The organism is Bdellovibrio sp. HCB290, from assembly GCF_047305925.1.
In the GTDB taxonomy this organism is placed as follows: Bacteria; Bdellovibrionota; Bdellovibrionia; order Bdellovibrionales; family Bdellovibrionaceae; genus Bdellovibrio.
In genome coordinates, this window is record NZ_CP178620.1 from 3,167,191 (window position 1) to 3,191,950 (window position 24,760).

24 protein-coding genes are annotated in these 24,760 nt (G+C 46.7%); 11 read left to right on the forward strand and 13 right to left on the reverse strand.

Annotated features, from left to right (window positions below; all coding sequences use genetic code 11):
- Positions 1 to 77: 77 nt before the first annotated feature.
- On the reverse strand, positions 78 to 1,400 hold the full coding sequence (locus ACLVWU_RS15400; protein WP_413575746.1) for a carbohydrate porin: 1,323 nt from the start codon (positions 1,398 to 1,400) through the stop codon (positions 78 to 80).
- 93 nt (positions 1,401 to 1,493) lie between these two features.
- Here ACLVWU_RS15400 and ACLVWU_RS15405 point away from each other — a divergent pair, with 93 nt between their 5' ends.
- Genes ACLVWU_RS15405 through ACLVWU_RS15430 form a run of 6 tightly spaced genes read left to right on the forward strand, consistent with a single transcriptional unit; the run spans position 1,494 to position 10,674 of the window.
- Entirely contained in the window at positions 1,494 to 4,181 is a 2,688-nt protein-coding gene (locus ACLVWU_RS15405; RefSeq protein WP_413575748.1) for an alpha-1,6-glucosidase domain-containing protein, read from the forward strand.
- Positions 4,181 to 6,379: an extracellular solute-binding protein gene (locus tag ACLVWU_RS15410; protein WP_413575749.1), complete on the forward strand. Its 2,199-nt coding sequence runs from the start codon at positions 4,181 to 4,183 to the stop codon at positions 6,377 to 6,379. The genes ACLVWU_RS15405 and ACLVWU_RS15410 overlap by 1 nt, the downstream gene beginning before the upstream one ends.
- Positions 6,379 to 7,197, forward strand: coding sequence for a sugar ABC transporter permease (locus ACLVWU_RS15415; protein WP_413575750.1), 819 nt, complete (start codon positions 6,379 to 6,381; stop codon positions 7,195 to 7,197). Before ACLVWU_RS15410 ends, ACLVWU_RS15415 begins: the two co-directional genes overlap by 1 nt.
- A gap of 6 nt (positions 7,198 to 7,203) precedes the next feature.
- The gene (locus ACLVWU_RS15420; protein ID WP_413575751.1) at positions 7,204 to 8,247 is read left to right on the forward strand and encodes an ABC transporter ATP-binding protein; all 1,044 of its coding nucleotides are present in this window, start codon (positions 7,204 to 7,206) and stop codon (positions 8,245 to 8,247) included.
- 8 nt (positions 8,248 to 8,255) lie between these two features.
- Entirely contained in the window at positions 8,256 to 9,701 is a 1,446-nt protein-coding gene (locus ACLVWU_RS15425) for an alpha-amylase (RefSeq protein WP_413575752.1), read from the forward strand.
- A 7-nt stretch (positions 9,702 to 9,708) separates the two neighbouring features.
- A complete protein-coding gene (locus ACLVWU_RS15430; RefSeq protein ID WP_413575753.1) occupies positions 9,709 to 10,674 on the forward strand; it encodes an ROK family protein in 966 nt (321 codons plus the stop codon).
- Positions 10,675 to 10,677: 3 nt separating this feature from the next.
- On the opposite strand, the gene ACLVWU_RS15435 is transcribed toward ACLVWU_RS15430, so the two are convergent.
- Entirely contained in the window at positions 10,678 to 11,223 is a 546-nt protein-coding gene (locus ACLVWU_RS15435; RefSeq protein ID WP_413575754.1) for a hypothetical protein, read from the reverse strand.
- Positions 11,204 to 11,764, reverse strand: a complete 561-nt coding sequence (locus tag ACLVWU_RS15440) for a biotin transporter BioY (protein WP_413575755.1) — start codon at positions 11,762 to 11,764, stop codon at positions 11,204 to 11,206. The genes ACLVWU_RS15435 and ACLVWU_RS15440 overlap by 20 nt, the downstream gene beginning before the upstream one ends.
- A 93-nt stretch (positions 11,765 to 11,857) precedes the next feature.
- Between ACLVWU_RS15440 and ACLVWU_RS15445 the strand changes: the two genes are divergently transcribed.
- The gene (locus tag ACLVWU_RS15445; protein ID WP_413575757.1) at positions 11,858 to 12,322 is read left to right on the forward strand and encodes a MarR family winged helix-turn-helix transcriptional regulator; all 465 of its coding nucleotides are present in this window, start codon (positions 11,858 to 11,860) and stop codon (positions 12,320 to 12,322) included.
- Positions 12,323 to 12,471: 149 nt separating this feature from the next.
- Positions 12,472 to 13,083: a hemerythrin domain-containing protein gene (locus ACLVWU_RS15450; protein ID WP_413575758.1), complete on the forward strand. Its 612-nt coding sequence runs from the start codon at positions 12,472 to 12,474 to the stop codon at positions 13,081 to 13,083.
- 88 nt (positions 13,084 to 13,171) lie between these two features.
- On the opposite strand, the gene ACLVWU_RS15455 is transcribed toward ACLVWU_RS15450, so the two are convergent.
- The 3 genes from ACLVWU_RS15455 to ACLVWU_RS15465 are packed head-to-tail and all read right to left on the reverse strand — an operon-like array spanning position 13,172 to position 16,921.
- On the reverse strand, positions 13,172 to 14,386 hold the full coding sequence (locus tag ACLVWU_RS15455; protein ID WP_413575759.1) for a glucose-6-phosphate isomerase: 1,215 nt from the start codon (positions 14,384 to 14,386) through the stop codon (positions 13,172 to 13,174).
- A 36-nt stretch (positions 14,387 to 14,422) separates the two neighbouring features.
- Positions 14,423 to 15,565, reverse strand: coding sequence for a hypothetical protein (locus ACLVWU_RS15460; protein WP_413575760.1), 1,143 nt, complete (start codon positions 15,563 to 15,565; stop codon positions 14,423 to 14,425).
- A 6-nt stretch (positions 15,566 to 15,571) separates the two neighbouring features.
- Positions 15,572 to 16,921, reverse strand: a complete 1,350-nt coding sequence (locus ACLVWU_RS15465; protein ID WP_413575761.1) for a hypothetical protein — start codon at positions 16,919 to 16,921, stop codon at positions 15,572 to 15,574.
- A gap of 352 nt (positions 16,922 to 17,273) precedes the next feature.
- On the opposite strand from ACLVWU_RS15465, the gene ACLVWU_RS15470 reads away from it, so the two are divergent.
- Together ACLVWU_RS15470 and ACLVWU_RS15475 are read left to right on the forward strand one after the other, a co-directional pair.
- Positions 17,274 to 17,726, forward strand: coding sequence for a MarR family winged helix-turn-helix transcriptional regulator (locus tag ACLVWU_RS15470; RefSeq protein WP_413575762.1), 453 nt, complete (start codon positions 17,274 to 17,276; stop codon positions 17,724 to 17,726).
- Complete coding sequence (locus tag ACLVWU_RS15475; RefSeq protein ID WP_413575764.1) at positions 17,719 to 18,132, forward strand: organic hydroperoxide resistance protein; 414 nt, start codon at positions 17,719 to 17,721, stop codon at positions 18,130 to 18,132. Before ACLVWU_RS15470 ends, ACLVWU_RS15475 begins: the two co-directional genes overlap by 8 nt.
- Positions 18,133 to 18,218: 86 nt before the next feature.
- Here ACLVWU_RS15475 and ACLVWU_RS15480 read toward each other — a convergent pair whose 3' ends face one another.
- From ACLVWU_RS15480 to ACLVWU_RS15495, 4 genes are all read right to left on the reverse strand, one after another.
- A complete protein-coding gene (locus ACLVWU_RS15480) occupies positions 18,219 to 18,779 on the reverse strand; it encodes a hypothetical protein (RefSeq protein ID WP_413575765.1) in 561 nt (186 codons plus the stop codon).
- A 154-nt stretch (positions 18,780 to 18,933) separates the two neighbouring features.
- On the reverse strand, positions 18,934 to 19,842 hold the full coding sequence (locus ACLVWU_RS15485) for a PfkB family carbohydrate kinase (protein ID WP_413575767.1): 909 nt from the start codon (positions 19,840 to 19,842) through the stop codon (positions 18,934 to 18,936).
- 54 nt (positions 19,843 to 19,896) lie between these two features.
- Entirely contained in the window at positions 19,897 to 21,153 is a 1,257-nt protein-coding gene (rlmN, locus tag ACLVWU_RS15490) for a 23S rRNA (adenine(2503)-C(2))-methyltransferase RlmN (protein ID WP_413575768.1), read from the reverse strand.
- Positions 21,154 to 21,339: 186 nt separating this feature from the next.
- Entirely contained in the window at positions 21,340 to 22,197 is an 858-nt protein-coding gene (locus ACLVWU_RS15495) for a TIGR02147 family protein (RefSeq protein ID WP_413575769.1), read from the reverse strand.
- 268 nt (positions 22,198 to 22,465) lie between these two features.
- Here ACLVWU_RS15495 and ACLVWU_RS15500 point away from each other — a divergent pair, with 268 nt between their 5' ends.
- Positions 22,466 to 22,879, forward strand: a complete 414-nt coding sequence (locus ACLVWU_RS15500; RefSeq protein ID WP_413575770.1) for a hypothetical protein — start codon at positions 22,466 to 22,468, stop codon at positions 22,877 to 22,879.
- Positions 22,880 to 22,912: 33 nt separating this feature from the next.
- Here ACLVWU_RS15500 and ACLVWU_RS15505 read toward each other — a convergent pair whose 3' ends face one another.
- The 3 genes from ACLVWU_RS15505 to ACLVWU_RS15515 are packed head-to-tail and all read right to left on the reverse strand — an operon-like array spanning position 22,913 to position 24,735.
- Complete coding sequence (locus ACLVWU_RS15505) at positions 22,913 to 23,407, reverse strand: hypothetical protein (RefSeq protein WP_413575771.1); 495 nt, start codon at positions 23,405 to 23,407, stop codon at positions 22,913 to 22,915.
- A gap of 36 nt (positions 23,408 to 23,443) precedes the next feature.
- Positions 23,444 to 24,331 carry an aminoglycoside phosphotransferase family protein gene (locus ACLVWU_RS15510; RefSeq protein ID WP_413575772.1) on the reverse strand — a complete coding sequence of 296 codons (888 nt, stop codon included), beginning with the start codon at positions 24,329 to 24,331 and terminating at the stop codon, positions 23,444 to 23,446.
- A 23-nt stretch (positions 24,332 to 24,354) separates the two neighbouring features.
- Positions 24,355 to 24,735, reverse strand: coding sequence for a DOPA 4,5-dioxygenase family protein (locus tag ACLVWU_RS15515; protein ID WP_413578803.1), 381 nt, complete (start codon positions 24,733 to 24,735; stop codon positions 24,355 to 24,357).
- Between the last annotated feature and the right edge of the window lie 25 nt (positions 24,736 to 24,760).

The window sequence follows — 24,760 nt, forward strand, 5'->3', positions numbered from 1 at the left end:
GAAGGGACCAAGGCGTGACAATGAACCAAAAAAACCCCGACTTTCGATCGGGGTTTTTGTTTCAAATTAGAACTAAATTAAAACCAAACTTCGTATTGGTAGCCAACATTGAACCCGGCGTTTTTGTCCGCGAAGGTCGGGGCGCTGCTACCGATATAATCGCCCTTATTGGCGTCATTCCAAAATGAATAAGATGCGTAAGCTCTCATCACTGGACGACCCCAAATGCTCTTTGCAAAAGACAATTGAGGAGCGATGGCAACACGACCCAACTCACGGGCACCGACGCCTTCGGATTCATCTTCATAACGATTGTAACCCGTCTCAAAGGCCAGCTGAAAACGGTCCGTGAAATAGTAAATCGGGCGCACACCGATGGCTTGCCACTGAACTTTGTTGTTTTCAGATTTGCCATTGCTTCCGTAGTTCGCAGCCAAGCCGAACATCACGGCCCAATTATCTGTAACATCCATCGTCCAATCTTCAATGGCACGAAGGTTCCATGCTTTGTTTTGCGCAAGATCGTTTGCACTTGCCGCATTCACAGCACTGTTGCCATAGACATTGAAGCCATTCATCGCCCCTTGACCAAACTCAAGAACCGCTTTGTTGTAACCAGAAAAGGCCGGGCCTTCCAGCTTGGTGGCAAGAACATATCCGTTTGTTGCTTCAAATGTCGCTACCGGAGTCGCAGTTGTGTCCGTACTGCCCTTCGCCCAAGCATACACTCCCCAGAAGCTGATTTTTTGTTCAGCAAACACCGGAATAGATGTGTAACGGAAATCCCAGATATTCAAAACCGGGCGCCCCACAGAAGTGGTATTGAAATCTTCATTCGCCTGAATCAAGTTTGCGATCGCCAGTTTACCCGGTCCAACAGGAATAGCTTCCAAGCCGGCACCAACGCCCGCCATCTCGCCATAGTAGTACCAATCGAAGATGAACAAATCGACGTCACGGTAGAATCTTTTCCCCACCCAATACTCGATCGGACTGCCATCAAAGCCGCCGGCTTTTACGTAAGCTTCGATTTCCGATTTCGGAATCGAGATGGTCGCTTCTGGAGTACCCCCTGAAGTATCTATAGTCTGTTTGCTGGATTCCCATTGACGCAAACCTTCAGAACTATACGCGTAGCGTAGTTGCGTTCTAAAGAAAGAAGGATCGGCCTCAGTGGCTTTTTTGTGATGGAAAACGAACCCTAATTCCGTGTAGAAGTCGCATTCATTTCCTAAACGCAGGAAATTACCGGGCAAATTTCTGTTACGGAAGCACTCCATCTTGCCCCCCTCTTGGTTGACCCCAGTCCCACCACGAAGATAGGTCGTAAAGTCCGCCTCCAGAGCATGCGCGTTAAAAGTCGCGAGCAAAATCGTAAGAACCCAAAAGATTTTTTTCATACACCATTCCTTGAAAAACCCGAGGCTTACCCATAAAGTCCCGCCCTGGCCAGAACTTATGCGTGGAATTAGCAAAAAAAATTAGGGGATGCTTTGCTAGATCGAACCTTCAAGAAACTCAGTGCTTTATTTTTTGCTATGGCGATTTCGTTGCTTATTGGCGGTACCGCCGTGGCGGCAACAGCACCTGCGCGCGCGCAATGGCTGAACTCCCAAAAGATGTTGGTTAAGCTTCCGCAGGGTTTGCGTGTCGCCGACAACATGATGTTTCAACTGGCGAATTCGGAAATCGGTTTTAAAGATGCTGCGCGCACTTATCCCCTTCCGGTGCTGCAACGGCAGGATAACTACGCGGTGGTTAGCACCGCTTCCCTGAATCGTCAGATCATTGAAGAGTTGATCCATCGCCCACTGAAGGTTTTCGTAACCAACGATAAGAACCAACTTTTAGATTCAACCGCAATACAGTACGCCGGGTTATTGGACGAGATTTACGCTTATCGCGGCAACGATCTGGGTTTGACGAATCAAGGGTCGCAGTTTCAGTTGAAACTTTGGGCACCAACTGCTTACAGCGTGCGAGTTGCATTGTTTGCGTCTCCGACATCGCTTCAATCAGATGTCGTATTAGTTCCAACTTATCAGAACGGTCTTTGGACGACATTAATCCCCCGCCAGTATCAAAATTATTACTACCTGTATGAAGTCAGTGTTTACCATCCGCTGACCGATCGTATGGAAACGTCCCTGGTCACTGATCCTTACAGTCTGAGTCTTGCTATGAATGGTGCAAAATCTCAACTGGTTGATTTGGAGAGCGCCGAATCAAAACCATATGGATGGGATAACCTGACAAAACCTTATCTGAACTCTTTCAAAGACATAACAATCTATGAATTGCACATCCGCGATTTCAGCGCGAACGACGAAAGCATTCCTTTCGTTTATCGCGGGACTTACGATGCCTTTGCGCAGTCCAATGGGAATGGAACACAGTATTTGAAGTCCCTGGCAGAGGCGGGTCTTACACATCTGCATTTGCTGCCTTTCAATGACATCGGTTCTGTGAATGAAAATCGCGCCAGCTGGGAGTCCATCAGTTCATCAACGTCGAACTTGCAGGATGCCCAAGGGGCTTTGGCACAAATTCGTGCCCGCGATGCTTTCAATTGGGGCTATGACCCGGTTCACTTCTTTGTTCCTGATGGCAGCTACGCGATGGATCCCCATGGTCTTTCCCGCGTGCGCGAAACCCGTACGATGGTTCAGGCCATCAACAATCTGGGCCTGCGCGTGGTGCAGGATGTGGTTTTCAATCACACCTATGAAAATGGTCTAAGTGCTTTTTCTGTCTTCGATAAAATCGTACCGCTTTACTATTACCGTCTGACTGATGAAGGCTACACCTACAACAGCTCTTGCTGTGCCGACACGGCCAGCGAAAACTTCATGATGGAAAAGCTTATCATCGATTCGGTGGTTCATTGGGCAAAGTCTTATAAGATCGATGCATTCCGCTTTGACCTGATGGCTTTCCACTCCCGCTCGACCATGATGAAAGTGAAAGAGGCTTTGCGCTCTTTGACTTTGCAACGTGATGGTGTCGATGGGTCCCGTATCTATATATATGGTGAAGGCTGGCCGTTTGGGTCCTTCTATCAAAAAAATCCGCAAGAGGCGATGAGCCAGCTGAACGCCTACGGAACCGGCATCGGCTTCTTTAATGATCGCCTGCGTGATGCGGTTCGTGGCGGCACAACCAGTTCTTCTGAAAAATCAGATCAGGGTTTTGCGACCGGTCTGTATTTTGATTTCAATAATGAGCCTGCCAACCGCAACACTCCGACAGATTTAAACTTGCAAATGGGTAAATTGCGTCACCTGGGTGATGTTATCAAGGTCGGTCTTGCGGGTAACTTGCGTGACTTCACTTTCCGCGAACACTACGGAAATGTGATTTACGGCGGAAACCTGATGTATCGCAACAGCCCGGTTGCGACTTCCGCTGAACCAATTGAAACCATCAACTACGTTTCTGCGCATGATGGTTACACTCTTTGGGATGCAGTTCAGGCCAAAGCCCCATTCTATTCCTATGGTCGCACTCCTGGCACGGCTTCAGCTTCTGAACGCCAGCGCATGCACCAGTTGGCAATGGCGATTCCAATGCTTAGCCAAGGTATTCCATTTATGGAATCCGGCGTGGAACTTCTGCGCTCGAAAAATGGCGACCAGGATTCCTATGACTCCGGTGACTTTTTCAACCGCATCAATTGGCACGGTACTTACAACTATTGGGGCGAAGGCCTTCCTCCGGCGTGGAAGAATTATGATGACTGGTCATTCTGGCAACCGCGCCTGCAGGACCCGGCATTAAAAGTTACTCCGCAACTTATTGCGCAAACTTCGAATTACTATAAAGCCCTTCTGCGCCTGCGCCGCAGTAGTCCGTTGTTCAAAATGAACAGTCTGGATGAAATCATGAAAGGCTTGGTCTTCATCGACAATGAAGGCACGATTGATCCAGGTCTTATTGCAATGGTTTTGCACGATCAGCGCGAAGCTATTTTGGTTCTGTTCAACAGCTCGAAAAACCCTCGAGTTTTCTCTCACAAAGTACTGAGCTACAACTGGGGTTACGACCCTGCGTTTGGACCGAATGTGGATCCTGCCCTGGCGCAGGTGAAACTGAATCGTGCTCAGTCCCAGATCCAGATTCCAGGTGTCACGACTGTCGTGCTTCGCTTGAACAAGGGATCTTCGTTCAAAGGTGTTAATTAATGCGGTATTATCTGTTTCTTTTGATTACATTTTGCTCGATGGCGGCTCAGGCCGACAAAGTCAGAATTCACGTCTGGCATCAGATGATCTATGGTCACCGTGTGGTGCTTGCCGAAGTTCTAAAGGAATTTGAAAAACAAAATCCTGATATCATCGTTCAATCCACGTACCGCGAAACTGAAGAACTGCGCAGCGGTTATCAGTCTGCCGCTATGGGCGGCTCGGGCCCCGAGCTGGTTTATGGTCCTTCGGATCAAATCGGTCCGTTTGCCACCATGGGCATCATTCGTCCGTTAGATACCATTCTGGGTGAAGACTATTTCAAACAGTTCGATCCACTTGCAGCACCCACTTATGATGGCAAGCACTTCGCCATTGGTGATTCCGTCGGAAATCACCTGATGCTGATCTATAATAAAAAACTTTTGCCTACTCCGCCGAAAAGTTCTGACGAACTGATCGAAATGGGTAAACGCATGACCGTCGACAAAAACAAAGACGGCCGTATCGATCAATGGGGACTGGTCTTCAATTACACGGAGCCTTTTTTCTTTGCTCCGTTTATCCCGGCCTTTGGCGACGATTTCATCAAGAACGATGTTAAGCCAAATCTAAACACAGCGGCTCTGGCGAATACATTCCAGTTCATTCTGGATTTGCGCGACAAATACAAAATCATTCCAAAAGAGTGTGACTACGAAACGGCGAACGCCCTTTTCAAAGACGGCAAAGCTGCGATGTTAATCAACGGTGACTGGTCCTGGGGTGACTACAAGGCGGCCAACGTTGATTTCGGTATCGCCCGTATTCCGATGATCTCTGGCACTGGCAAATGGCCAGCGTCTTTAGTGGGAACCAAAGGTTATTCTTTAAATGTGAACATGAAATCGCCACAGCATGAAGAAGCAGCGATTAAACTTCTTCGCTATCTGACTTCAACCGCAGTCCAATTGCAGTTTGCAGAAAAAGTGGGAACTCTTCCTTCAAATCTTGAAGCTCGTAACGCGGAAGTCGTTAAAAACAATCCGTTACTTAAAATTTCTGCCGACATTATGGAAGTGGGCCATCCAATGCCCATCGTTCCAGAAGTGCGCGCGATCTGGGACAGCTTGCGCGTTCAATATCAAAAAGTATTGGCAGGCAGCTTAACCCCTGAGGCCGGTGCGCAAGGTGCACAGGTTTTGGCGGAAAAACAAATCTCGGAAATGAACGAGGTTATTCAACCCGATGCTGGTGCTATCGTTATCAAAGTGATTTTTGCTTTGGTGATTTTGATCGTGCTTTGGACGGGTCGCAATTCGCTGCTGGGATTTTTCAAAGGCTTCCAGGGTCCAAATCGTTTTGCCTACTATATGATGCTTCCGGCGTTCATCGGCATCTTTGCCGTGATCGTGTACCCGTTCTTTTATAATATCGCGATTTCGTTTTCAAACTTCTCTCTGCGCACGTTCCAGGATTGGTCGCTGGTGGGCTTTACTCACTATGTGAATGCGCTTTCTGATCCGAAGTTCTATTCCTTGTTTTTGAAAACCATCATCTGGACCGTATCGAATGTTTTCTTTCACGTGACTCTGGGAGTATTCCTGGCAGTGGTGATTGATTCAGTTATGCCGTTCAAAGGTTTCTGGCGTGCTCTTTTGATCATCCCATGGGCGGTGCCTCAGTACATCACCGCTTTGACCTGGAGAGCGATGTTCAATCAGGAATACGGGCCGATTAATATCTTCCTGCAAAACTTCCTGCAATTGTCGCCGGTTCAGTGGCTCAGTCAGCCGACCACGGCGTTCGTTGCCTGCATCATCACCAACGTGTGGTTGGGATTCCCGTTCATGATGATTGTGGCGTTGGGCGGATTGCAGTCGATTCCAAGTTCACTTTACGAAGCGGCCCGCTTGGACGGCGCCACTTCCTGGCAGCGTTTCCGTCACATCACTTGGCCGTTGTTATTGCCAGTGATGGTGCCAGCGGCGTTGTTGGGTTCGATCTGGACATTTAATAATCTGAATGTGATCTGGCTGGTTTCCAATGCCGGCGAACCGGGGGATCAAACTCACATCCTGGTCAGTTACGTGTACAAAGCGGCCTTCAACTTGTATCGCTATGGTTATGCCGCAGCGGTGTCTGTTCTGATCTTCCTGATCCTGGTGATCTGGGGACTGGGCATGCTTAAGTCTCAATACCAAAAGGAGACCAAGTAATGGTAAAACGTCTTCTGGCTTGGATCTCGGTTTTATTGTTTGCAGTGTTTTCGCTGTATCCGATTGTCTATGTGATCTCCGTGTCTTTGCGTGGCGATAATGCTTTCCAGACTCAAAGTCTTGAAATCATCGGACCTAACTCCACCATGAAAAACTTTGTTTCCTTATTTACGGAAACTGACTTTTTGGTGTGGTTGAAAAATTCCCTGATCATCAGTTCTGTAACCACTTTTGCGGGCGTGGCGTTGGCGTCGTGCAGTGCCTATGCATTGTCGCGCTATCGCTTCCGTGGTCGTAACATGATGCTATTTTCTTTGTTAACGACACAGATGTTTCCGGCCACTATGTTGATGCTGCCTTTCTTCATCATTTTGTCGCAACTGCATTTAATCGACAGCTTTTGGGGATTGTTCATCATCTACTCCTCGACCGCCCTGCCGTTTTGTATCTGGCAGATGAAGGCGTACTACGACACCATTCCTCGCGAGCTTGAAGAAGCGGCATTGCTTGATGGTTGTTCGCGCTGGATGATCTTTACAAAAATTATTCTGCCGATCTCGTCACCAGCCTTGGTGATCACGGCGTTGTTCAGCTTTATGTCCAGCTGGTCTGAATATGTGATCGCGGCCGTGGTATTGCAGGATCCGCAACTTTATACTTTGCCGTTGGGACTTCGTTCCTTCCAGGCAAGTCTTGCGACTCAATGGGGCCTATATGCTGCTGGCGCCTTGATCGTAAGTATTCCGGTTTTGATTTTGTTCATCAGTATTTCCCGTTATTTGGTATCCGGTATGACAATGGGAAGCGTGAAGGGTTAAGTGAATATGGCAACTATTGAATTTTCTAACTGCGCAAAAAGTTTTGGCTCTGCAAAAGTTTTAAAAGACATCTCTTTGGATATCGCCGCTGGTGAATTCCTGGTGCTGGTGGGCCCTTCAGGCTGTGGTAAATCCACTTTGCTTCGCACACTTGCAGGTCTTGAAACTTTGGATTCGGGCACTATCAAAGTGGGTGGTAAAGTTATCAATAACGTGGAGCCTCAAGATCGCGACCTGGCGATGGTTTTCCAAAGTTATGCTTTGTACCCGCACATGACTGTCGAAGCGAACATGGGCTTCGGTTTGAAACTAAAGAATCTGGCAGCTGCAGAAATCCAAAAACGCGTGAAAGAAATTGCAGACCTTTTGCAAATCTCTCATCTGCTGGCCCGCCGCCCGAAAGAACTTTCCGGTGGTCAACGTCAGCGCGTGGCTTTGGGACGTGCTTTGGCTCGCCAAACTCCAGTGATTTTGTTTGATGAACCTCTTTCAAATCTGGATGCTCATCTGCGCACGCAAATGCGCGTGGAAATCAAACGCCTTCATGAAAATTCCAAGTCCACAATGATCTATGTAACCCATGATCAAATGGAAGCGACTACGATGGGCGATCGCATTGCCGTTCTTAAAGATGGCGTGATCGAGCAAGTGGGAACGCCAACGGACATTTATCACCGTCCAAAAAACATGTTCATCGCAAGTTTCATCGGTTCCCCGGAAATGAATTTCATTGAAGGAAACGTTGTGCGACGCCTTCCTTGGCCAGAAGCCCAAAAAGCGGATCAGGTTCTGGGAATTCGCCCTGAAAGTTTCAGAATCAATAAAGGCGATCTGAGCGCTCAGGAAATCGCCTTGGGTGATTATACGGTAGAGCTGTCAGAAAACTTAGGTGGCCAACAAATGCTGCACGGCCAATTAGAGGGCCAAAGTGTGAGAATTATTACGGATTCCATGGATAAATTTTCCAAGGGTCAGAAAGTTCCTCTGAAAATTGATCTGACAAAGGCTCACCTGTTTGATAAGAAAACGGGACAAAATCAGAGGCTATAGGAGTCCACGTGTTTTCAAAGCTGCAACGTTCAATCTTACTCCTGACTGTTTTGTTGGGCACAAGTTCAGCGCTTGCAGCTCCACGAACAGTATTCGTTCAGCTTTTCGAGTGGCCATGGAGAGATGTTGCACGCGAGTGCGAAGTTTACCTGGGCCCATCTGGTTTTTCGGCTGTTCAAGTTTCTCCTCCCCACGAACACATGGTTCACAACGGCGCTTGGTGGGAGCGCTATCAAGTCATCAGCTATAAATTAGAATCCCGCGGTGGCTCAGAAGCTGAGTTTGCCGACATGATCAAACGTTGCAACGCTGCCGGTGTCGATGTTTATGCGGATGCGGTTATCAACCACATGGCAGGCTTCCCTCAAGGTGTCGGTTTTGCCGGAACCAAGTTTACTCACAAAGAATATCCGGGACTTTATAATTCCAATGACTTCCATGCCTGCGGTCGCAACGGCAATGACAACATCGTGAACTACCGCGATCTTTATGAGCTGCAAAACTGCCAACTGGTGGGCCTTGCCGATTTGGCAACCGGGGCTCCGAAAGTTCAGCAAACGATTGCCGAATATCTGAACCACATGCTGGATTTGGGAGTTTCAGGTTTCCGCATCGACGCTGCTAAACACATTCCAGCCAAAGACATTGCGCAAATCGTGCGTAAAATGAAACGCCCGGCCTATGTCTTTCAGGAAATCATTCATGAAAACGGCGGTCCCATCAGCTACAACGAATACTTTGGTGGCGGCGATGTAACAGCTTACGAGTATCCTTTCATCCTTGGTGGCAGCATCAAGTTTGGCGGCCTTGGCAATCTGTTGAACTTTTCCCGTGGTCTTCCCGATAGCGAACACTCTTTAGTATTTGTGACCAACCATGACCTTGAAAGAACGGGCGATGCCAATATTCTTCGCTACACAGGCGCCGACCAGAATATCTATCGCCTGGCTCAGGTTTATATGCTGGCATATCCTTATGGATATCCGCAGATTTACTCTGGCTATGACTTCACTTCCTATGATCAGGGCCCTCCTATTGGTCCCGACTTGCGCACCCTGAATGTTCTATCGAACAACAATACTTGCGTAGCACCCTGGACATGCGAGCACCGCCTGCCGGAAGTGGCTGCGATGGTGAACTTCCGCAACCTGACTGACAAAGCGTTTTACGTGACCAACTGGAACACTGATAACGTAAGCTTCATTTCCTTCAGTCGTGGTAGCCAGGGCTTTGTCGCTTTAAATTTCTCTGCCAGCGCAATTACACGTGAATTGCAAACGAGCCTGCCTGCGGGCAGCTACTGCGATCTGACTGGCCCGTCTTACAGCCGCCAGTTACGCAAGTGCACGGAAATGAAATACAACGTTAAATCTGACGGAACACTCACTGTGACCTTGCCTCCGTACTCATCTCTGGTACTTTTGAACCGTGAGCAATTCAAAAACAAAAAATAAAAAATCTATGACGAAAAAATCCTATACCATTGGTTTCGACTTGGGCGGAACCAAGCTGGCTGCAGCTTTGCTGGACAATCATGGCGAGATGCTGGACTTCGTAAAAGTGCCGGTAGATATGAAGCGCGAGGGTTCTGCATTAAAGACTCAGCAACGCGTAATTCATCTGATGTCAGACATCGCGTTGGATTTCAAAAATCGTTTCCCTAAAGAGACTTCAGCATCTGTATTCAAAGGCATCGGCCTTGCCAGTGCGGGCCCGCTAAATGCTGAAGAAGGAAAACTTGTAAATCCCGTGAACTACCCGGGCTGGAAAGTTGTTCCAATCCGTGACTTGGTTGAAAAAGAAATCGTGAAGCGTGGATTTAAAACGAAAGTTTACTTCCAGCACGATGCCACAGCAGCAGCATTGGCTGAGGGCTGGGTTGGCGGAGCCAAGGGTATGAACTCCTTCGCAGTCGTCACTGTCGGCACGGGAGTGGGCTCTGGAATCATCTTTAACGGCATGCCTTGCCAAAGCCGTGGTATGGGTTCTGAATGTGGTCACTTTGTTGCCGACATGGTTGGATTGAAAAAGAATCCAGACAAAATTCATCACTATTCAGTTGAAGGTCTTTCTTCAGGCACAGGCCTTTTACGTCGTGCAAAGGAAATGGGCTTCACTGGAAATTCTGTCGAGGATTTAGTTGATACAAAAGATCCAAAATACAATGTGCTGTATTCGGATATGGCCTTTGCATTGGCAGTCTTGTGCCACAATCTTTCTTTGGCCTTTAACCTGGAAAAAATCTTTATCAGCGGTGGTTTGATTAAAATCAAAGATCTGTATTTCAAAGATTTGAAAGCGAACTACTCCAAGATCATCCGTCAAATCAACACGGACCTTGAGTGCAAAATCGAAATCGCGAAAACAAAAAATCACGCCGGTGTTTTGGGCGCGGGATATCTTCCGCACCTGTACGGCAAAAAGTAAAATCTACTTTTTAAAAACCTGCTGGCAAAGACCGCCAGCAGGTTTAAATCCCCTTTTCTTTAATTCCCTATATAAGTCGTCCGGGGAAACTCCCAACTCTCTCGAGTACCCTGAAGTCTTCCCTCTCCAAATCGTACCGGAAAAAGTCATTGGCGACGGCGCCACATTTAATATCTGCGCAACAAGTTTTGAACAATAGGTTTTATCAGGATTGCTCCATGAGTAGGTGGAATCATATCTCTGATTTAGGAACTGCTTTAGGTCGGCTTCCTGGAGTCCTGGACTCTTCTCGTTTTCTAGTATTAAAGCCGGTTCCCCAAGTTGGTGCAGATCCGGTATCAATTGAACACCCCAATAAACGTGCGTATGAAGCCATTTATCATCCACCGAAATTGCAACATGATAAAAACGGCCACCATCTTCCATTGTGATCAGCTGGCCAGAGGAATCTTTTGCTTCGAAGAACGCAACCTTCACGCCGGCAAAAGCCGCTGATGAAAAAATAAGTATCGAAGCTAGCAACCAGAACCTATTTTTTGGCATAAGCATTCATTTTCAATGCTATAGCCGATGCCAAGATATTTTTAATTAAATCACCCGGCAGGAATGGCAATAAGCCCGTTGCGATTAAACTACCGGAAGGCACAAAGTACGACAGCCCTGCCAAACCGAATAGAAAAATCATCATAGACCCCAAGTAACAACTCACCAATGCTTTTAAGAAAGTCTTAGGGTATCTGCGATCTGCAAGACCGCCGACAATCCAAATCGCTGGCAGCATTCCCACCAAATATCCCAGAGTCGGTCCCACCTGCAAGAATGCCTGGCCATGCGCAAATACCGGCAAACCCAAATAGCCTTCGGTAAGATACAGCATAAAGCTGGCAACAGCTCTTTTACGTCCCCACAGCAAAGCCAGCAATGAAACTCCGAAGGTTTGCCCTGTCACGGGCACCGGAGTGAAGGGCAGATAGAAGCTGATCTGGGCTAAAAGAGCCATCAACAGCGATCCCGCCAGAATCGCCAGAACTTCCGCGATCACAGGGTTTTCAATTCGGGAGGAAATCATCAAAGGGATTGGAGCTTTCATAGTTTTCGTCATAGCCGGATAATAAATGAAAAATATTTTCAGAAAAGCGCATTCTTGCCTGCAAGACTTATGTTTCACATTGAATAGTTTCACATGAAACTTTATCTTGAGTATATGAAGATAGAGAAGTTCCTAAGCCAGAATCCCAGCTTCAAGATGGTCGTTGCCGCGAACGAGGTATTTCAATCCATATCCGCTGATTTGGAAAGTCATGGAGTAGGCATGATGGAGTCCTTGATTTTGATTTCAATGTTTTTTGAAAAAGACAAATCGGCCCGCCCGACACAAATCAAAGAATCTTTTGGAATTCCCAAAGCAAATGTCAGCCACTGCATTCGGTCGCTTGAAAAAAAGAAGCTTATCAAGCGATCCATTCATGAAGTGGATGCCCGTGGTTACATACTTACTGTGACTGCCAAAGGCAGCCACACCGCAACGGCTGCTATCTCCTATTTTGACAAACTTCAAAATCGCATTGAACGAAAGTTTGATGAAAAGTCATTGCAGTCTTTTATGAAAACGTTAACCGACATAAGCGCCTTGCATAAGTCCAAGTAGATAGCCAATCCCAAAAAACCACAACTCGGGGCATTTATCCTCTGTTCCGAACGCTCTGCTAACTTCTATTGTTAATAGTTTCTATTTGAACGACTTGATAAGGCAGGACCAGTGATTGCAATGATCTCCGTACTGAGGAGGTACTTGCGATGGAACATCAGAAAATACCCAGATCTCATCCTGATGATATTATTCAAATCATCAAAGCGGATCACAAACCGCTGAAGTCCCTCCTTGCCATTCTTAAAGATGAAAACGTGCCCTACCTGGAAAAACGAGAAGCGTTCCAGAAACTTTCTCCATTGCTTGAGGCCCACATGAAACCCGAGCAGGAAATCTGGTACGAATGCTTAAAGAAAAACCACGGGTTTTCACTGGAAATCACTGAAGGCGAACTGGAGCACCGCCTGGCTGAACAAATTTGCAAAGACATGAGTAAAACCGTCGACGAAAGATCCTTTACTATGAAGGGAAAAGTATTGGCTGAACTTGTCGAGCACCACATCAAGGAAGAAGAAATGGAAATGCTGCCGGAATACGAGAAGAATGCCACCTGGGAAGAGCGAGTTGAACTGGGCCATCGATATCTTGAATTGCAACAAGAGATCGAAAACCGTCAAAACCAGGAAAGTCATAAGAATCCACCGTCAGTAATGGACAATATTCAGGGAAAAGTTGGCGTGCCGATTTTGCTCTACATACTTGGCGTTCCAGGATTTGTTGTTATCCTGATCTGGCTTTTCTTCTTCCGAGGAGAATAAAAAAGGGAGCCCCTTCGTGCGGGGGCTCCCTTTTTTTATCATACTAATTTTTCGAGACTTACTCCGACGAAGCCGGAGTGCAAGGCAGCTACTTTTTAAGTTTCGCCTTCGCCAAAACTTTACCAGCTTCAACGCCCGGCTGATTGAAGGCGTCGATTTTCAGGTATTCGCCCAAGCCTGCCACAACCAATTGCCAGAACATAAACAGGTAACCCAAAGTCTCTTCATCCAAAGCTTTCGCTTTCAAAGTCATGGTCGATACGCCATTCGCAACCAAAGCTTCTTGTGTTGCCAAAGCTTCCGCTCTTAGCAGCTCGCCCATAGTGCGATCCTTCAAATCCATCGTTTCTTTGAATTGAGGATTATGAATGCGCATCGAGCCGCCTTCAGCCTCATCCACACGTTGGAAGATCACGAACTTATCTTTTGTACCTTCCATCACTTGTTGCAGGATCGAGTGCTGATCAGAAGCACCAATAGCTGCGATCGGAGTGGAAACTCGTGGTGCCGGTGTTCCTGCGCGAGTCACTGGCTTACCCAAAGACTCTGCCCATAATTGAGCGTACCAGCCACCGAAATCTTTCATGCGGGAGTTATAAGACCACAACAACGTAATCCACTCTTCACGGCCGTAAGACTGAACCACTTGTGCCATTGTTTGAGTGACCGTCGCTGTATCCATCAACGCACGTTTTGCACCCACGCGGAATTTTTCCAGATCCAAACCAAGGAAAGCCGCCGGAAACATGCCCACTGGTGAAAGAACAGAAAAGCGGCCGCCAACATCAAGAGGAATTTCACATTCCGGAACCTTGTGCTTGCGGGCCCAGTCCGTCAAAGAGCTCGATTTTGTTTCAGAGATCACGATGGAGTTTGAAGGAAGATGAAGACCTTCCTCTTTGTACACTTGATCCAAAAGTTCCAATGCACACAAAGACTCAATAGTCGTTCCGCTTTTTGAAATAAACGCCCAAGCGACGTCTTTCAGATCACCCAATTCATCAATCAAGGTTTCAAAAACCAGGGCATCAACGTTATCAACGAAGAACATGTTGTTGGCATTGAAGACTTCACGGATCACGCGAGTTCCCAAGGAACTGCCGCCCAAGCCCACGATCACAAGCTTTTTGAATTTTGAAGCGTACTCGGCACCCATTTTGTGGGATTGCTGCCATAGGTTGATACGCTCAACCAATTGCGGAAAGCCGATCTCTTTTCTTTGCAAAAACAATTTCAAAGAAGACTGGCATTCCTGAATAAGATTTTCGGGATTGGTAAACTTGGCCTGTGTGATTTCCAACATCGTGATTTCTCTTTCCAACAGCGGTTGTCGGAAAAACTACGAAATCGCGACGTCTTCCTCGATACGATGATATCCGTTCCACTCTTTCAGACGTCCACGGGGACGGCCGCCGTCTTCAGGATATTCGATCAGGCAATAGGTCAGTTTCGTGATTTTTCCAAGAGACACGATATCTAAAGAAGTGATCTCAGTCCACGTTCCTGTGTTAAAATATTCTTTGTGTTCAGACCATTGCCTGTACTGGTACACATGGGTGTGTCCAAAAACCACCGTATGCACTCGGTCATCGCCAAGAATTTTACGCGCTGATTCACTTAAATCCGGAAAGATTGCGCTCTCCAGGATGACTTGAACAATACGCTTAAACGGCCAGTTACGACGCGGATCCTTAACGAAGGCACTTTTGAAGAAGTACTTATACGCCATAAAGAACGCTTTAACCATGGTCGATGTCTCGTTCAGCAAGGCCCAACGCACCATCTTGCCGAATGGACGAATTTTATCCACGTGGGGATAGGTCTGCTTGATCTTTAAGACGACTTCCAAAAAGAAATGGGAACCGAACGGCAGATTCAGAATTGGCTCCACCAGATTCTTTTTCAGGAAAAACTTTTTGGGGTCCATACGATTCGCGGCTTCATGCATGTGCCCGTGTTCGATGTGCACACCATCAAAGAAGTAAACGATGTTTTTAAAGCGCACTGGCACACCGATCACCTGATTTACAAAGGCACGACAAGCCGGCCACAGCATTCCCTGATCATGATTGCCCACGATATAAGTGATGGACTTACCTGGCTTGGCTGCGAACTCGGCCATGGCTTTGAATACGTTTTCATGACCCTTGACGACATCTTTCAAGATATCCAGGGTCACCGCTTCGGTAATCACCGACAGGAAATGGCCCTTGTAATCGCACTGTAGGAAATTAAAGAAGTCACCGTTGATGATCAACTCAACTTCATAGTCACGATACACGCCTGTCGAATAGTAATGAATGAACTCCACCAGCTTGTCACCGTAGTAGAATTCTTCCAAAGAGTTGATCCCACCTTCAGGCAATAGACGACCCTTGCCCAAATGCAAATCACTGATAACCACCTTGATTTTTTTAACAGGTGCGGGCTTCGCTACGACGGCGACGCCTTCGCTGGACTCTACCGGTGATGTGGGTTCCATGAATTCCTACTCAGCTTTTTTGAGAGGAGTCGGGATGCCTTCTTCTTTGACTTCCAAATTAGAAAGCGCCAAACGTAGAGCACGCTCTGTACGTTTGAATTGGTCCTGATTCCCCTCGATAGTCTTGTTCAACTCAAGACACTTATTACGATAATTATCGAGTTCCTGGGAAAGCTGATCAATCTTTCTTTTTTGGTCTAGAATATACTCATCTTTGGACCGAACTAATGCCGCCTTTTCAGCACGCAAAAGCTCTAGACGATTTTCCAGTTCGCGCTCGCGAACACGGATCTTTTTGAAATCAGATTTAAGTCGAGTTTCCAGCTCGTCGATTTTCACGCGGGCTTTGGCAACTTCATTTTCCTTATACTGAAGATTACCCTTCAGGATCAGGACTTCGCTTTGATAGGATTCGCGGTCTTCCGCTTTCTCTTTCTCCACAGCGACAATACGCACACCCAACTCGTCAGTACGAGTACGAATGATTTCGCCGGCTGATGCCAGCTCCTCATTCTCGCTGCGCAAGAATTCAACTTCTTTTTCAAGCTCCAGAATGCGCTGCTGGGCAAGCTTCAGGTTTTCGGCCTGAGCCAGGCTCGCATCCACGGAAGTCATAACATTAGCAGAACCCGCACGGTTGCTTCCGCGGAAGTTACCAACACTGACTTTCACATCCACGTTTTGAGACTTACGCGCACCCAACCGGGCATTCGCAAATCCAGAAACCGCCAAAGTGCGATCCGCATCTGTGTTAGTTGCTGAAGTGTGTGAACTGGAGGGACCTGCATCCTGAATGGACACAGTTTTATCTTCTTTTGAATCCTCGCCCATGGATGCTGCCAATGATTCTACCGGACTGGTAAAGTCGTCTTGGTAAGAAGACACGGGTTGAGGCATTTCCACAACATGATCATCATCAATGCTGTCGATCGCCTGATAGTCACCTTCGCTGGAAGGACCATCATAGCGCTCTTGTGCTGGCATTTCATATTGCGGACGCGGAGGAACATCGAAACCTACTGGTTTTTCACCATCCAGCATCTCGTCACCGGAAGTAAACTCCTCGACAACTTCGTGGTTATAGTCGTCACCCTGCTCTTCGCTGGTGTACTGGTCTACGCCGCCATTGAATTCAGACTCATCGATTTCAGCACCGACGTCTTTTTCAAGGCCTGACCACATATCTTCATCACCATCTGCACTGGCAGAAGGCGCCTGACGGAAATTCGTCGGCTCATCGGCCGCCTGTTTTCCATCCTTATGGAACGAACCTTCCTCTTGAATACCACGGACGTCGTCCATCAGTGATTCAATCAGATTTTCCGCTGCTGAAGATTTCTTTTTTCGTTTCGACATACTATTGGAATTATCGGAAATTCCTCAACTTCTCTTAAGGACCACCCACCGGATTCCACCTAACTGGCTCAACGTCCAGCCCCATGTCGCCCCAGTTGCGCGCCAAGAGAGTTCAAAAGGTCGCGCCAGAGGTGAAGACACACTTTTGGTAGCAGCACTGCACTACAGATCTCACATTTCCGTCTCAAAATGGCTCGATCTCCTAGCTGATTTATGACGCTCGCTCGCTACCAAAAGTGTGTCCGTACCTGCGCGACCTTTTCCCCACGCTTGGCGCAGGACCCCGATTGTATTATTTTTATATTGTATGCAATTTAATTGCACACAACATAAAACAGCGTAGAATCAGGGCATGAACAAGAAACTGCTTTTGAAAAACCAGCTTTGTTTCCCGATCTACGCGGCTTCCCGCCTGATCACTCAGCTTTATGCCGAGCACTTTAAAGCTTTTGATCTGACGTATCCGCAGTATCTGGTGTTCATGGTTTTGTGGGAAAAGGCGCCACGCAAAGTGACGGAGATCGCCGATCTTCTGCTGCTGGATACGGGCACGGTTACTCCCCTGATCAAACGCATGGAAACCCGTGGTTGGGTGACTCGCAAACGCTCTGCCAAAGACGAGCGCACTGTGGAAGTTCACTTAACTACCGAAGGTCGCAAGCTGGAAAAGCATTTCACTTCAGTGCCCGACAAATTGCTTTGCAATGTCGAATGCAACCGAACTGAATTGCTGGCGATCTATAAAAATTTGAATAAGTTAAACGAGCAAATGAGAAAAACCTTAGAAGGAGGTCATCATGAGTAAGCTCTATAGTGCAGCTGCCACGGCAACTGGGGGACGAAACGGCAGGGTAGAAAGCTCTGACGGTGTCCTGAATCTTGAAGTACGTATTCCCAAAGAAATGGGCGGATCTGGTGGAGCCTTTACCAATCCCGAGCAGCTGTTTGCAGCGGGCTACGCAGCCTGCTTTGATAGCGCGCTGAACTTCGTGGCCATGCAGAAGAAGACGAAAATAACATCTACTGTGACTGCCGAAGTCGGCATTGGCGCGAACGGTGCTGGTGGATTTGCATTGGAAGTAAAACTTCGTGCGAAAATCGAAGGTGTTGAACGCGATATCGCGCAACAACTTCTGGAGACGGCCCACAAGGTGTGCCCGTATTCCAACGCCACTCGCGGCAATATTCCCGTCGGGATCGAACTAGTCTAACCCCTCCCGTAAAAGGCAAAGACTATCCCAAATAAAAAAGGCAGGATCACTCCTGCCTTTTTTTATTCTTCAAAATTGAATCTTAATTAGTATTGAGAGCCGAATTCAAAGTGAGTCGTTGCAACAAATCCTTCTTGATCATCTTCATTGGTTTGGCTTTGCGTATATCCATAGACTCTCACTGTTGCCGGTGCCTTAAACTCTCCCGAGTCGAATTCAACACCACCACAGCTAACTGGACAATGAGTTTCCAATTCGCGGCCGCTGGTAGGATTAGCTCTAATCAAAGCCTGCTTGTTTTCATTTTTCCACCAGAAATCGCTGAGCGCGGCCAATTGGTCTCCCCCAAAGACACAGCTCTTTTCGCCACCTCTTGGAGTTTTATAAAAAATCTTAATCGCGTTGATGTATGTATGACGTGAACTATCGGCGATTTGAAAAGTCATTTTAGGTACTGTGAAGTAAGCACCCTCAACGTCTGGAGTTGCTGTTTTTCCTTCTTGGGCTGCCATTCTTTTTGAGAAACAAGAATAACCTTGAGCAGGAACTGTCCAACGCACAGACTTTCCAACCGAAACTTCAACCGGTGATGCAAATGCCATCGTAGTTGATACCAATACTCCCAATGCAAGCATAAGACTTTTCATAAAACATTCCTTTGTTTTAAATTTAGTCCTTCAAGGATTTCACTGGGGCTAACCGCAAACAATACTTGTCGCGGAGCGCTGGGGTAAATATGCCAAAAAAAGAGCCCTGTTTAACAGAGCTCTTTTGGGAATCAAATTTTCATCTAGTGAAACACTAAACAGTGATAACTTTTTTGTATTCCGCCAGACGCTTTTCCAAATCTGGAAGAGTTACTTTGGAAAGAGCCTTCACAGAGAAATCCTGGATCGTGTGAGATGCCATCATGGAACCCATGATGCAGGCTTGTTTCAAAGTATTCAAAGTTGGAATTTCTTTTTGTGCCGCGATGTAACCGAAGAAACCACCGGCGAATGTGTCACCTGCGCCTGTTGGATCGATCACAGTTGGGATCGGCATTGCAGGCAGGATGAAGTAGCCAGCTTCTTTAGTGTACATAGCGAAACCGTACTCGCCACGCTTGATAACAACCGTAGATGGACCCATCGCTGTGATCATTGGAGCTGCAGAGATCGCGTTCGCAGCGCCCGTAAGCATTTTTGCTTCGCCTTCATTGATCAAAACCAGGTTCACTTTTTTTACCACTTCGATCAAAGCATCTTTTTTGATGTTGATCCAAAGGTTCATTGTATCAAGACCGACAAACTTAGGTTGTTTCACTTGTGACAAAACCTGCAATTGAAGTTCCGGAGCGATGTTTGCCAGGAATACGAAAGAAGAATCTTTGTAGTGTTCTGGCAATTGTGGATTGAAGTGTTCAAAAACGTTCAACTCGGTGTTCAACGTTTTCGCTTCGTTCATGTCACCTTCGTAGGAACCCGCCCAGTGAAACGTTTTGCCCGGAACTTTGGAAAGACCCGTCAAATCAACACCACGGTTGTTCAAAAGATCATAGTCTTTTTGATCGTAGTCCTCGCCCACAACACCGACAACACGCACTTTGGAAAACAAAGAGGCTGCCAATGAGAAGTAATTCGCAGAACCACCCAAAGCGCGGTCCGCTTTACCTGATGGAGTTTGAATTGAATCGTATGCTAGGCTTCCTACTACTAAAATTTCAGACATTTTGTATTTCTCCGGGTGATTTGCGCTTTGATATCTTCAAAGCGCGGCTTGAGACTAGTTAAGTTCTGTTTCGTTTTCAAAGCTCATTGCAGCAAAAGCCGCGTTCTTAGCGGTATGCTCCGCTTTATGCTCTGCCATCAACTGACGTTTTGATTTCGGCATACCCGCCAATTGAGAATTGGAGATATCCATCGTCGCGTTTTCTTCCTTGTGCGTGCTGTTCAACTGACCACAAGCCGCAAAGATATCACGACCCATAGAACGACGAAGAAGAACGTGGCAACCCAAACGGTTTAGTTCTGTATGGAACGCCTCGATAGTTTCATCAGATGGACGCTCGTAGGGAGCACCTGGATGTTCATTGAACGGGATGATATTGATTTTGCAAGGCACACCACGAGTCAGCTTCGCAACCTGACGGGCGTTTTCGATCGAATCCGTCACACCTTTAAGCATCACGTACTCGAATGTCACTTTATCGCCAGTTTTGTCGGTGTACTGCTTACAAGCATCCAACAACATTGTCGTGTTCCATTTTTTATTGATCGGCATCACTTGCGTGCGGATCTCGTCAGTCGGAGCATTCAAGCTCACTGCCAAACGAACCTTCGCATCCGCGATACGCCACATTTCAGGCACGATACCGGAAGTGGAAACAGTGATTTTCTTACGGGACAAGTTAATACCCCATGGAGAATGGATCACGTCGATAGTTTTAAATACAGCTTCCGGATTATCCAACGGCTCGCCCATACCCATGAATACGATGTTCGTGATGCGTTGGCCTTCCGCCAATGAATCATGAACCTGCATGAACTGACCGACGATGTCTTCAGTGCGCAATCTGCGTTTCAATTTTTGCTTACCAGTGAAGCAGAACTTACAACCGATGTTGCAACCGACCTCAGAGGAAATACAAAGAGTCAGACGACCTTCGGAAGGAATTACCACGGACTCAACACTTTGGTTATCGCCCATGTCGAACAGGAATTTTTGCGTTCCATCCACGGACTTCAAGTGAGTCAAAGTTTTAGGAAGCTCGAAAGAAAGTAGTTTTGGAAGTTCAGCGCGGAAGTCCTTGGACAAATTTGTCATTTGCTCCGGATCTGTCACGCGTTGTTCGTAAACCCATTTGAAAATTTGCTGAGCACGGAATTGCTCTTTGCCTTTGCCTTTTAGATAAGCTTTCAAATCTTCCAAAGTCATGGAGTAGAAATTTGCAGCTTTGTTTTCCAGGGGTTTTGCGACGTTGTCGTCAGTATAGTTGATTGGCGCAAGAGTAGCGCTTGTAGTCGCTTCGTTCAATTCCATCTAAGGGCTCCTCGGCTTATTACAGCCATGCTTGTTACAGCTGGGACTTTCGTGGTCCCGTTGATAAAGGATTATGTGTGCCGGGTTTGTAGCACAGGCCCCTTGGATCTTCTAGCAAATCCTATGATTTCAGCGCTTTAGCCATTAAAAAAAGCCCTTAAAAAGAGCCTTTCTTGCAAAAATTGCTTATTTGACCAGAGGTTGGCACAACTCAGCCACTGGATGGACATTTAAATTGATCTGAAACAAGCGGCGTCCTTCATACTCATCACCGCTAAAGCGAACGAATTGCTCACTTGCGAAAGTGTCCATGGCCTCATAAAAGAGCTTCAATTCCTGCTCGGAGAATGGCAACAAAAGGCTTTTATAGCGTCGTAGATCGAGAGGTAGGTGAAAGGCTTCAATTGCCTCTAACAGGCTTTGTCGATGAAACTTCATTAGATCAACGCTGCCCTTTTTATCTTGGACCTTGAATTTGCTATTAAGACTCTGCCAATGGATCTTTCCGTCTTTGTCCTCTTTACAGACAAGCTTCATTTCTTCCAGCTTATTGAGAGCAGACACTACTTCACCCTCTGGCAACTTCAGCAACGTCGTAAATGTTTGCGCCGTTAAGGGCAGATCTTTAAAACTCAAAAGAGTCAAAAGACGAGGCAGCATTGGACTTGAAATGAAATCAGTAAATTCGGGAACGGTCGTTTGTTGAGTATTTGTCTTAAGAATCCGCAAAAGTTCAGCTCCAAAAGCTTGTTTGTCTTTTTGGGTAGAAGCTCGCGAATACTTCACCAGATATGCAAAGTACTCTTCTTCATTTTTGGTCGCAAAGTTAAGACGACTAAACTCTTCCACGAAATGATCCGAGACTCTCTTTTTCCCGATGACAACCAGTCTTAGAAAAGATCTGCTATTAATCTGAAGTTCTTGGCTCCAGGATTCATAGGAGAATGATTTCTCCGTAGACTTTCTGAACTTGTAATAGTCTTGAAGATAAAATGTTATATCCAGATAATCATAAACTACAGGTGCATTCTTGCTAACAGCCATCAGCTCAACCTCAAAGGAAAAGTCCAACACTGGGATTCAACTCAGTCAAACTGAAATCTGAGTACCCGTAAGGTATACAACCGGTTCACGAAGACTGAATGTCGGCACCACTGACAAGTGCCTCATCGATTTACAAATTACTTTGTCTGTGTATATTGCTGCTGAGTTTGGCACGTCCATTGAAAAGCCAAACAGGAAAGAGAATTCTGAGTTACCGCTCACGCGAGGCCGATGGGATTTTCTTAAACCCATAACAAAGGAAATACCTATGCAATCATCCATCGTAAAAATTGGAATTACTGTGTTGGTCTCATTGATGACCGTTCAAAGCTTTGCGGGAGGCGGGCAAGTTGGTTCGGCAGAAACACTCTTGGGAACATATATCATTACAGGTCCCACAAATGATCTGGGAGATGAAAACACCGTTACTTTCACAAGCGATGGAGTTGTTCATCTCTCGCAAAAATCGGCATGGGGAAACAAAAACTGTAATGGCAAATTTCAAATTAAAAACGGCCTTTTGAAAGCCGCTGGATCATGCTTTAATTCTGTAAATTATAGCGATTTTGAAATGTCGATCGATTTGACTGAGGTTTCTAACTTGGGTTACTTCCGAGCGCCAGTTCTAAGTAAAACAATTTATGTAAAACCCGTACAAATGGAATTCTTGCAAAGAAAGTAAAACCTCAAGGGCGCTGCTATCAACCAGCGCCTTTTATTCCGCTACTTTAACCAAATCCGCTTCGTAATAGCAGGCTTTCTTAGTCACCCCTCCGCGACTGGTTTCATCGTCCAAAGCCACCACGGCCCCACGCTCGGTGCGCATTAATCGAATTCGAACTCCTGATTTGTTTCCGATGGACCAAGTGCCACGAACATTCGTAGCCCAACCTTCACCACCAGAGGTGACTGCAAATGATCCCGCCGTATCGCGGTCATTGCGAGTTTCATAATTCATGACAGAATGTCTGACCGATTTGTAGGTGGAAATAAAATGAACCATGTGAGATTCAAACTTTGCTTCACCAGGTTTTACAGTGATCCCTGTGAGTCCACTAAAGCTATAGAGAATGCAATAGTTGGAATTAAATTCCTTGATACGAGGTTTGCCGTCGATCACATAATTTCCCATAAAAGAATCAAATGGATCTGCTGCCTGAGCGATTGAGTAAGAGAAGAATAGCAGTACGAATGCAGCAATAACGTTCATCAGGTGCTCCCTCAAAATGTTGATGGAATCATCTGATCAGGATCGCAACTCTTGAGCAACCAAAAATGGAATGCCAAAAATCTTTTTCGTATCACCATAATCCCAAGCCGTTGAAATCATTGCGGCAGCAAAGGCCCAGGCCTTCATTCGCTGCAGATCAAAGCCGATGTACTCATTGAGAATCGACATACGACGCTCCAATGTTTTTCTGAGCGGTCGATTGGTGGGATAGGCATCCAACGGATTGTACATCATCACTGCCATTTCAAACGTCGGATCACCGATGTAGCCGTGGGGATCAATAACTTTCCATGAAGTCTTATGTTTCAGAATATTGTCGTGATGAAGATCACCGTGCAGCAGGCGATCCTGAGTGCGATCGAAAGTCAGTTCACTAATAATCCCACGAGCTTTGGATAACATGCGTGCATCGACAGCGCCTTCCAATACGTCCAGATCCTTCGCGAGGTCTGCGACATGTTTGAAAGCACCACTGATAATCGAGCGCGAATTCAGTTCATGAATAAGCCCTGCCATAATGATAGTTTGCTGATCATCATCCAGCTCGCGACTTTGCTTTAATGTTTGTCCCGGCTGTAAATGCTCCAGCATCGTGGCACCCAGATTCTTATCGGATTCCAGTACCTGTGCCGCCACTCCAGAAAAATGTCTTAACCACTGACGTTCGCGATCCAGGGACTCAATATCGCAGCCGGTTTTTATAATCACACTTTGACCATCAGATTTTCTTTTTGCAGAACCCACATAGTGAAATGACAAATTATCCAGCGGCTGAATAGATTCCAGACCCCAAAGGTATTCGATTTTACGAAGATGCTCTGGCAAACGGGAAAGCCACTGCTCCCCTGGAGCTTTCCAGGTGGTCACAATATTTTTATAAAGATTTGAATCAGGAGTTATCAACCAGGGCCTCCCATCCATTGGGCTTAGTCTTTGAACGCCTCGAGTTTTAATTCGATCGGTTTACCTAACCACATCGCCGCCTGCGTGTGATCGTAAAGGTCATCGCCAGCGAGTTCATGCACCAGCACAGACAATTCACCGCGCTCGTGCATTAACCATAATACCACGTCGGTGAACTTCTCCCGGGGAAAATTAATTTCAAACATGGGAGTGGGATGAGGACCAATTGGTTCAGGAATCAACTGACCTGTGAAGACCTCTTGATCTTTGAATGAGACAATCGCCTTGTTACGAAGCGCTTCTGCGAATTCTCTTTGTTCTTCACTAAAGTAAATATGGGCATCAAATTGCCGAGGAAAATTCGGAGGCAAAAGCTTGGAATTTACTTTGTAAGACTTCTCCATCAAATACGCTCCGGCCGAATCGCCG

What these genes read in the sequence shown, in the direction of transcription:
- ACLVWU_RS15400 (WP_413575746.1), bottom strand. Translation starts at nt 1,400, where the DNA reads ATGAAAAAAATCTTTTGGGTTCTTACGATTTTGCTCGCGACTTTTAAC.
- ACLVWU_RS15410 (WP_413575749.1), top strand. Translation starts at nt 4,181, where the DNA reads ATGCGGTATTATCTGTTTCTTTTGATTACATTTTGCTCGATGGCGGCT.
- ACLVWU_RS15415 (WP_413575750.1), top strand. Translation starts at nt 6,379, where the DNA reads ATGGTAAAACGTCTTCTGGCTTGGATCTCGGTTTTATTGTTTGCAGTG.
- ACLVWU_RS15420 (WP_413575751.1), top strand. Translation starts at nt 7,204, where the DNA reads ATGGCAACTATTGAATTTTCTAACTGCGCAAAAAGTTTTGGCTCTGCA.
- ACLVWU_RS15430 (WP_413575753.1), top strand. Translation starts at nt 9,709, where the DNA reads ATGACGAAAAAATCCTATACCATTGGTTTCGACTTGGGCGGAACCAAG.
- ACLVWU_RS15435 (WP_413575754.1), bottom strand. Translation starts at nt 11,223, where the DNA reads ATGCTTATGCCAAAAAATAGGTTCTGGTTGCTAGCTTCGATACTTATT.
- ACLVWU_RS15440 (WP_413575755.1), bottom strand. Translation starts at nt 11,764, where the DNA reads ATGAAAGCTCCAATCCCTTTGATGATTTCCTCCCGAATTGAAAACCCT.
- ACLVWU_RS15445 (WP_413575757.1), top strand. Translation starts at nt 11,858, where the DNA reads ATGAAACTTTATCTTGAGTATATGAAGATAGAGAAGTTCCTAAGCCAG.
- ACLVWU_RS15450 (WP_413575758.1), top strand. Translation starts at nt 12,472, where the DNA reads ATGGAACATCAGAAAATACCCAGATCTCATCCTGATGATATTATTCAA.
- ACLVWU_RS15455 (WP_413575759.1), bottom strand. Translation starts at nt 14,386, where the DNA reads ATGTTGGAAATCACACAGGCCAAGTTTACCAATCCCGAAAATCTTATT.
- ACLVWU_RS15460 (WP_413575760.1), bottom strand. Translation starts at nt 15,565, where the DNA reads ATGGAACCCACATCACCGGTAGAGTCCAGCGAAGGCGTCGCCGTCGTA.
- ACLVWU_RS15465 (WP_413575761.1), bottom strand. Translation starts at nt 16,921, where the DNA reads ATGTCGAAACGAAAAAAGAAATCTTCAGCAGCGGAAAATCTGATTGAA.
- ACLVWU_RS15470 (WP_413575762.1), top strand. Translation starts at nt 17,274, where the DNA reads ATGAACAAGAAACTGCTTTTGAAAAACCAGCTTTGTTTCCCGATCTAC.
- ACLVWU_RS15475 (WP_413575764.1), top strand. Translation starts at nt 17,719, where the DNA reads ATGAGTAAGCTCTATAGTGCAGCTGCCACGGCAACTGGGGGACGAAAC.
- ACLVWU_RS15480 (WP_413575765.1), bottom strand. Translation starts at nt 18,779, where the DNA reads ATGAAAAGTCTTATGCTTGCATTGGGAGTATTGGTATCAACTACGATG.
- ACLVWU_RS15485 (WP_413575767.1), bottom strand. Translation starts at nt 19,842, where the DNA reads ATGTCTGAAATTTTAGTAGTAGGAAGCCTAGCATACGATTCAATTCAA.
- rlmN (WP_413575768.1), bottom strand. Translation starts at nt 21,153, where the DNA reads ATGGAATTGAACGAAGCGACTACAAGCGCTACTCTTGCGCCAATCAAC.
- ACLVWU_RS15495 (WP_413575769.1), bottom strand. Translation starts at nt 22,197, where the DNA reads ATGGCTGTTAGCAAGAATGCACCTGTAGTTTATGATTATCTGGATATA.
- ACLVWU_RS15500 (WP_413575770.1), top strand. Translation starts at nt 22,466, where the DNA reads ATGCAATCATCCATCGTAAAAATTGGAATTACTGTGTTGGTCTCATTG.
- ACLVWU_RS15505 (WP_413575771.1), bottom strand. Translation starts at nt 23,407, where the DNA reads ATGAACGTTATTGCTGCATTCGTACTGCTATTCTTCTCTTACTCAATC.
- ACLVWU_RS15515 (WP_413578803.1), bottom strand. Translation starts at nt 24,735, where the DNA reads ATGGAGAAGTCTTACAAAGTAAATTCCAAGCTTTTGCCTCCGAATTTT.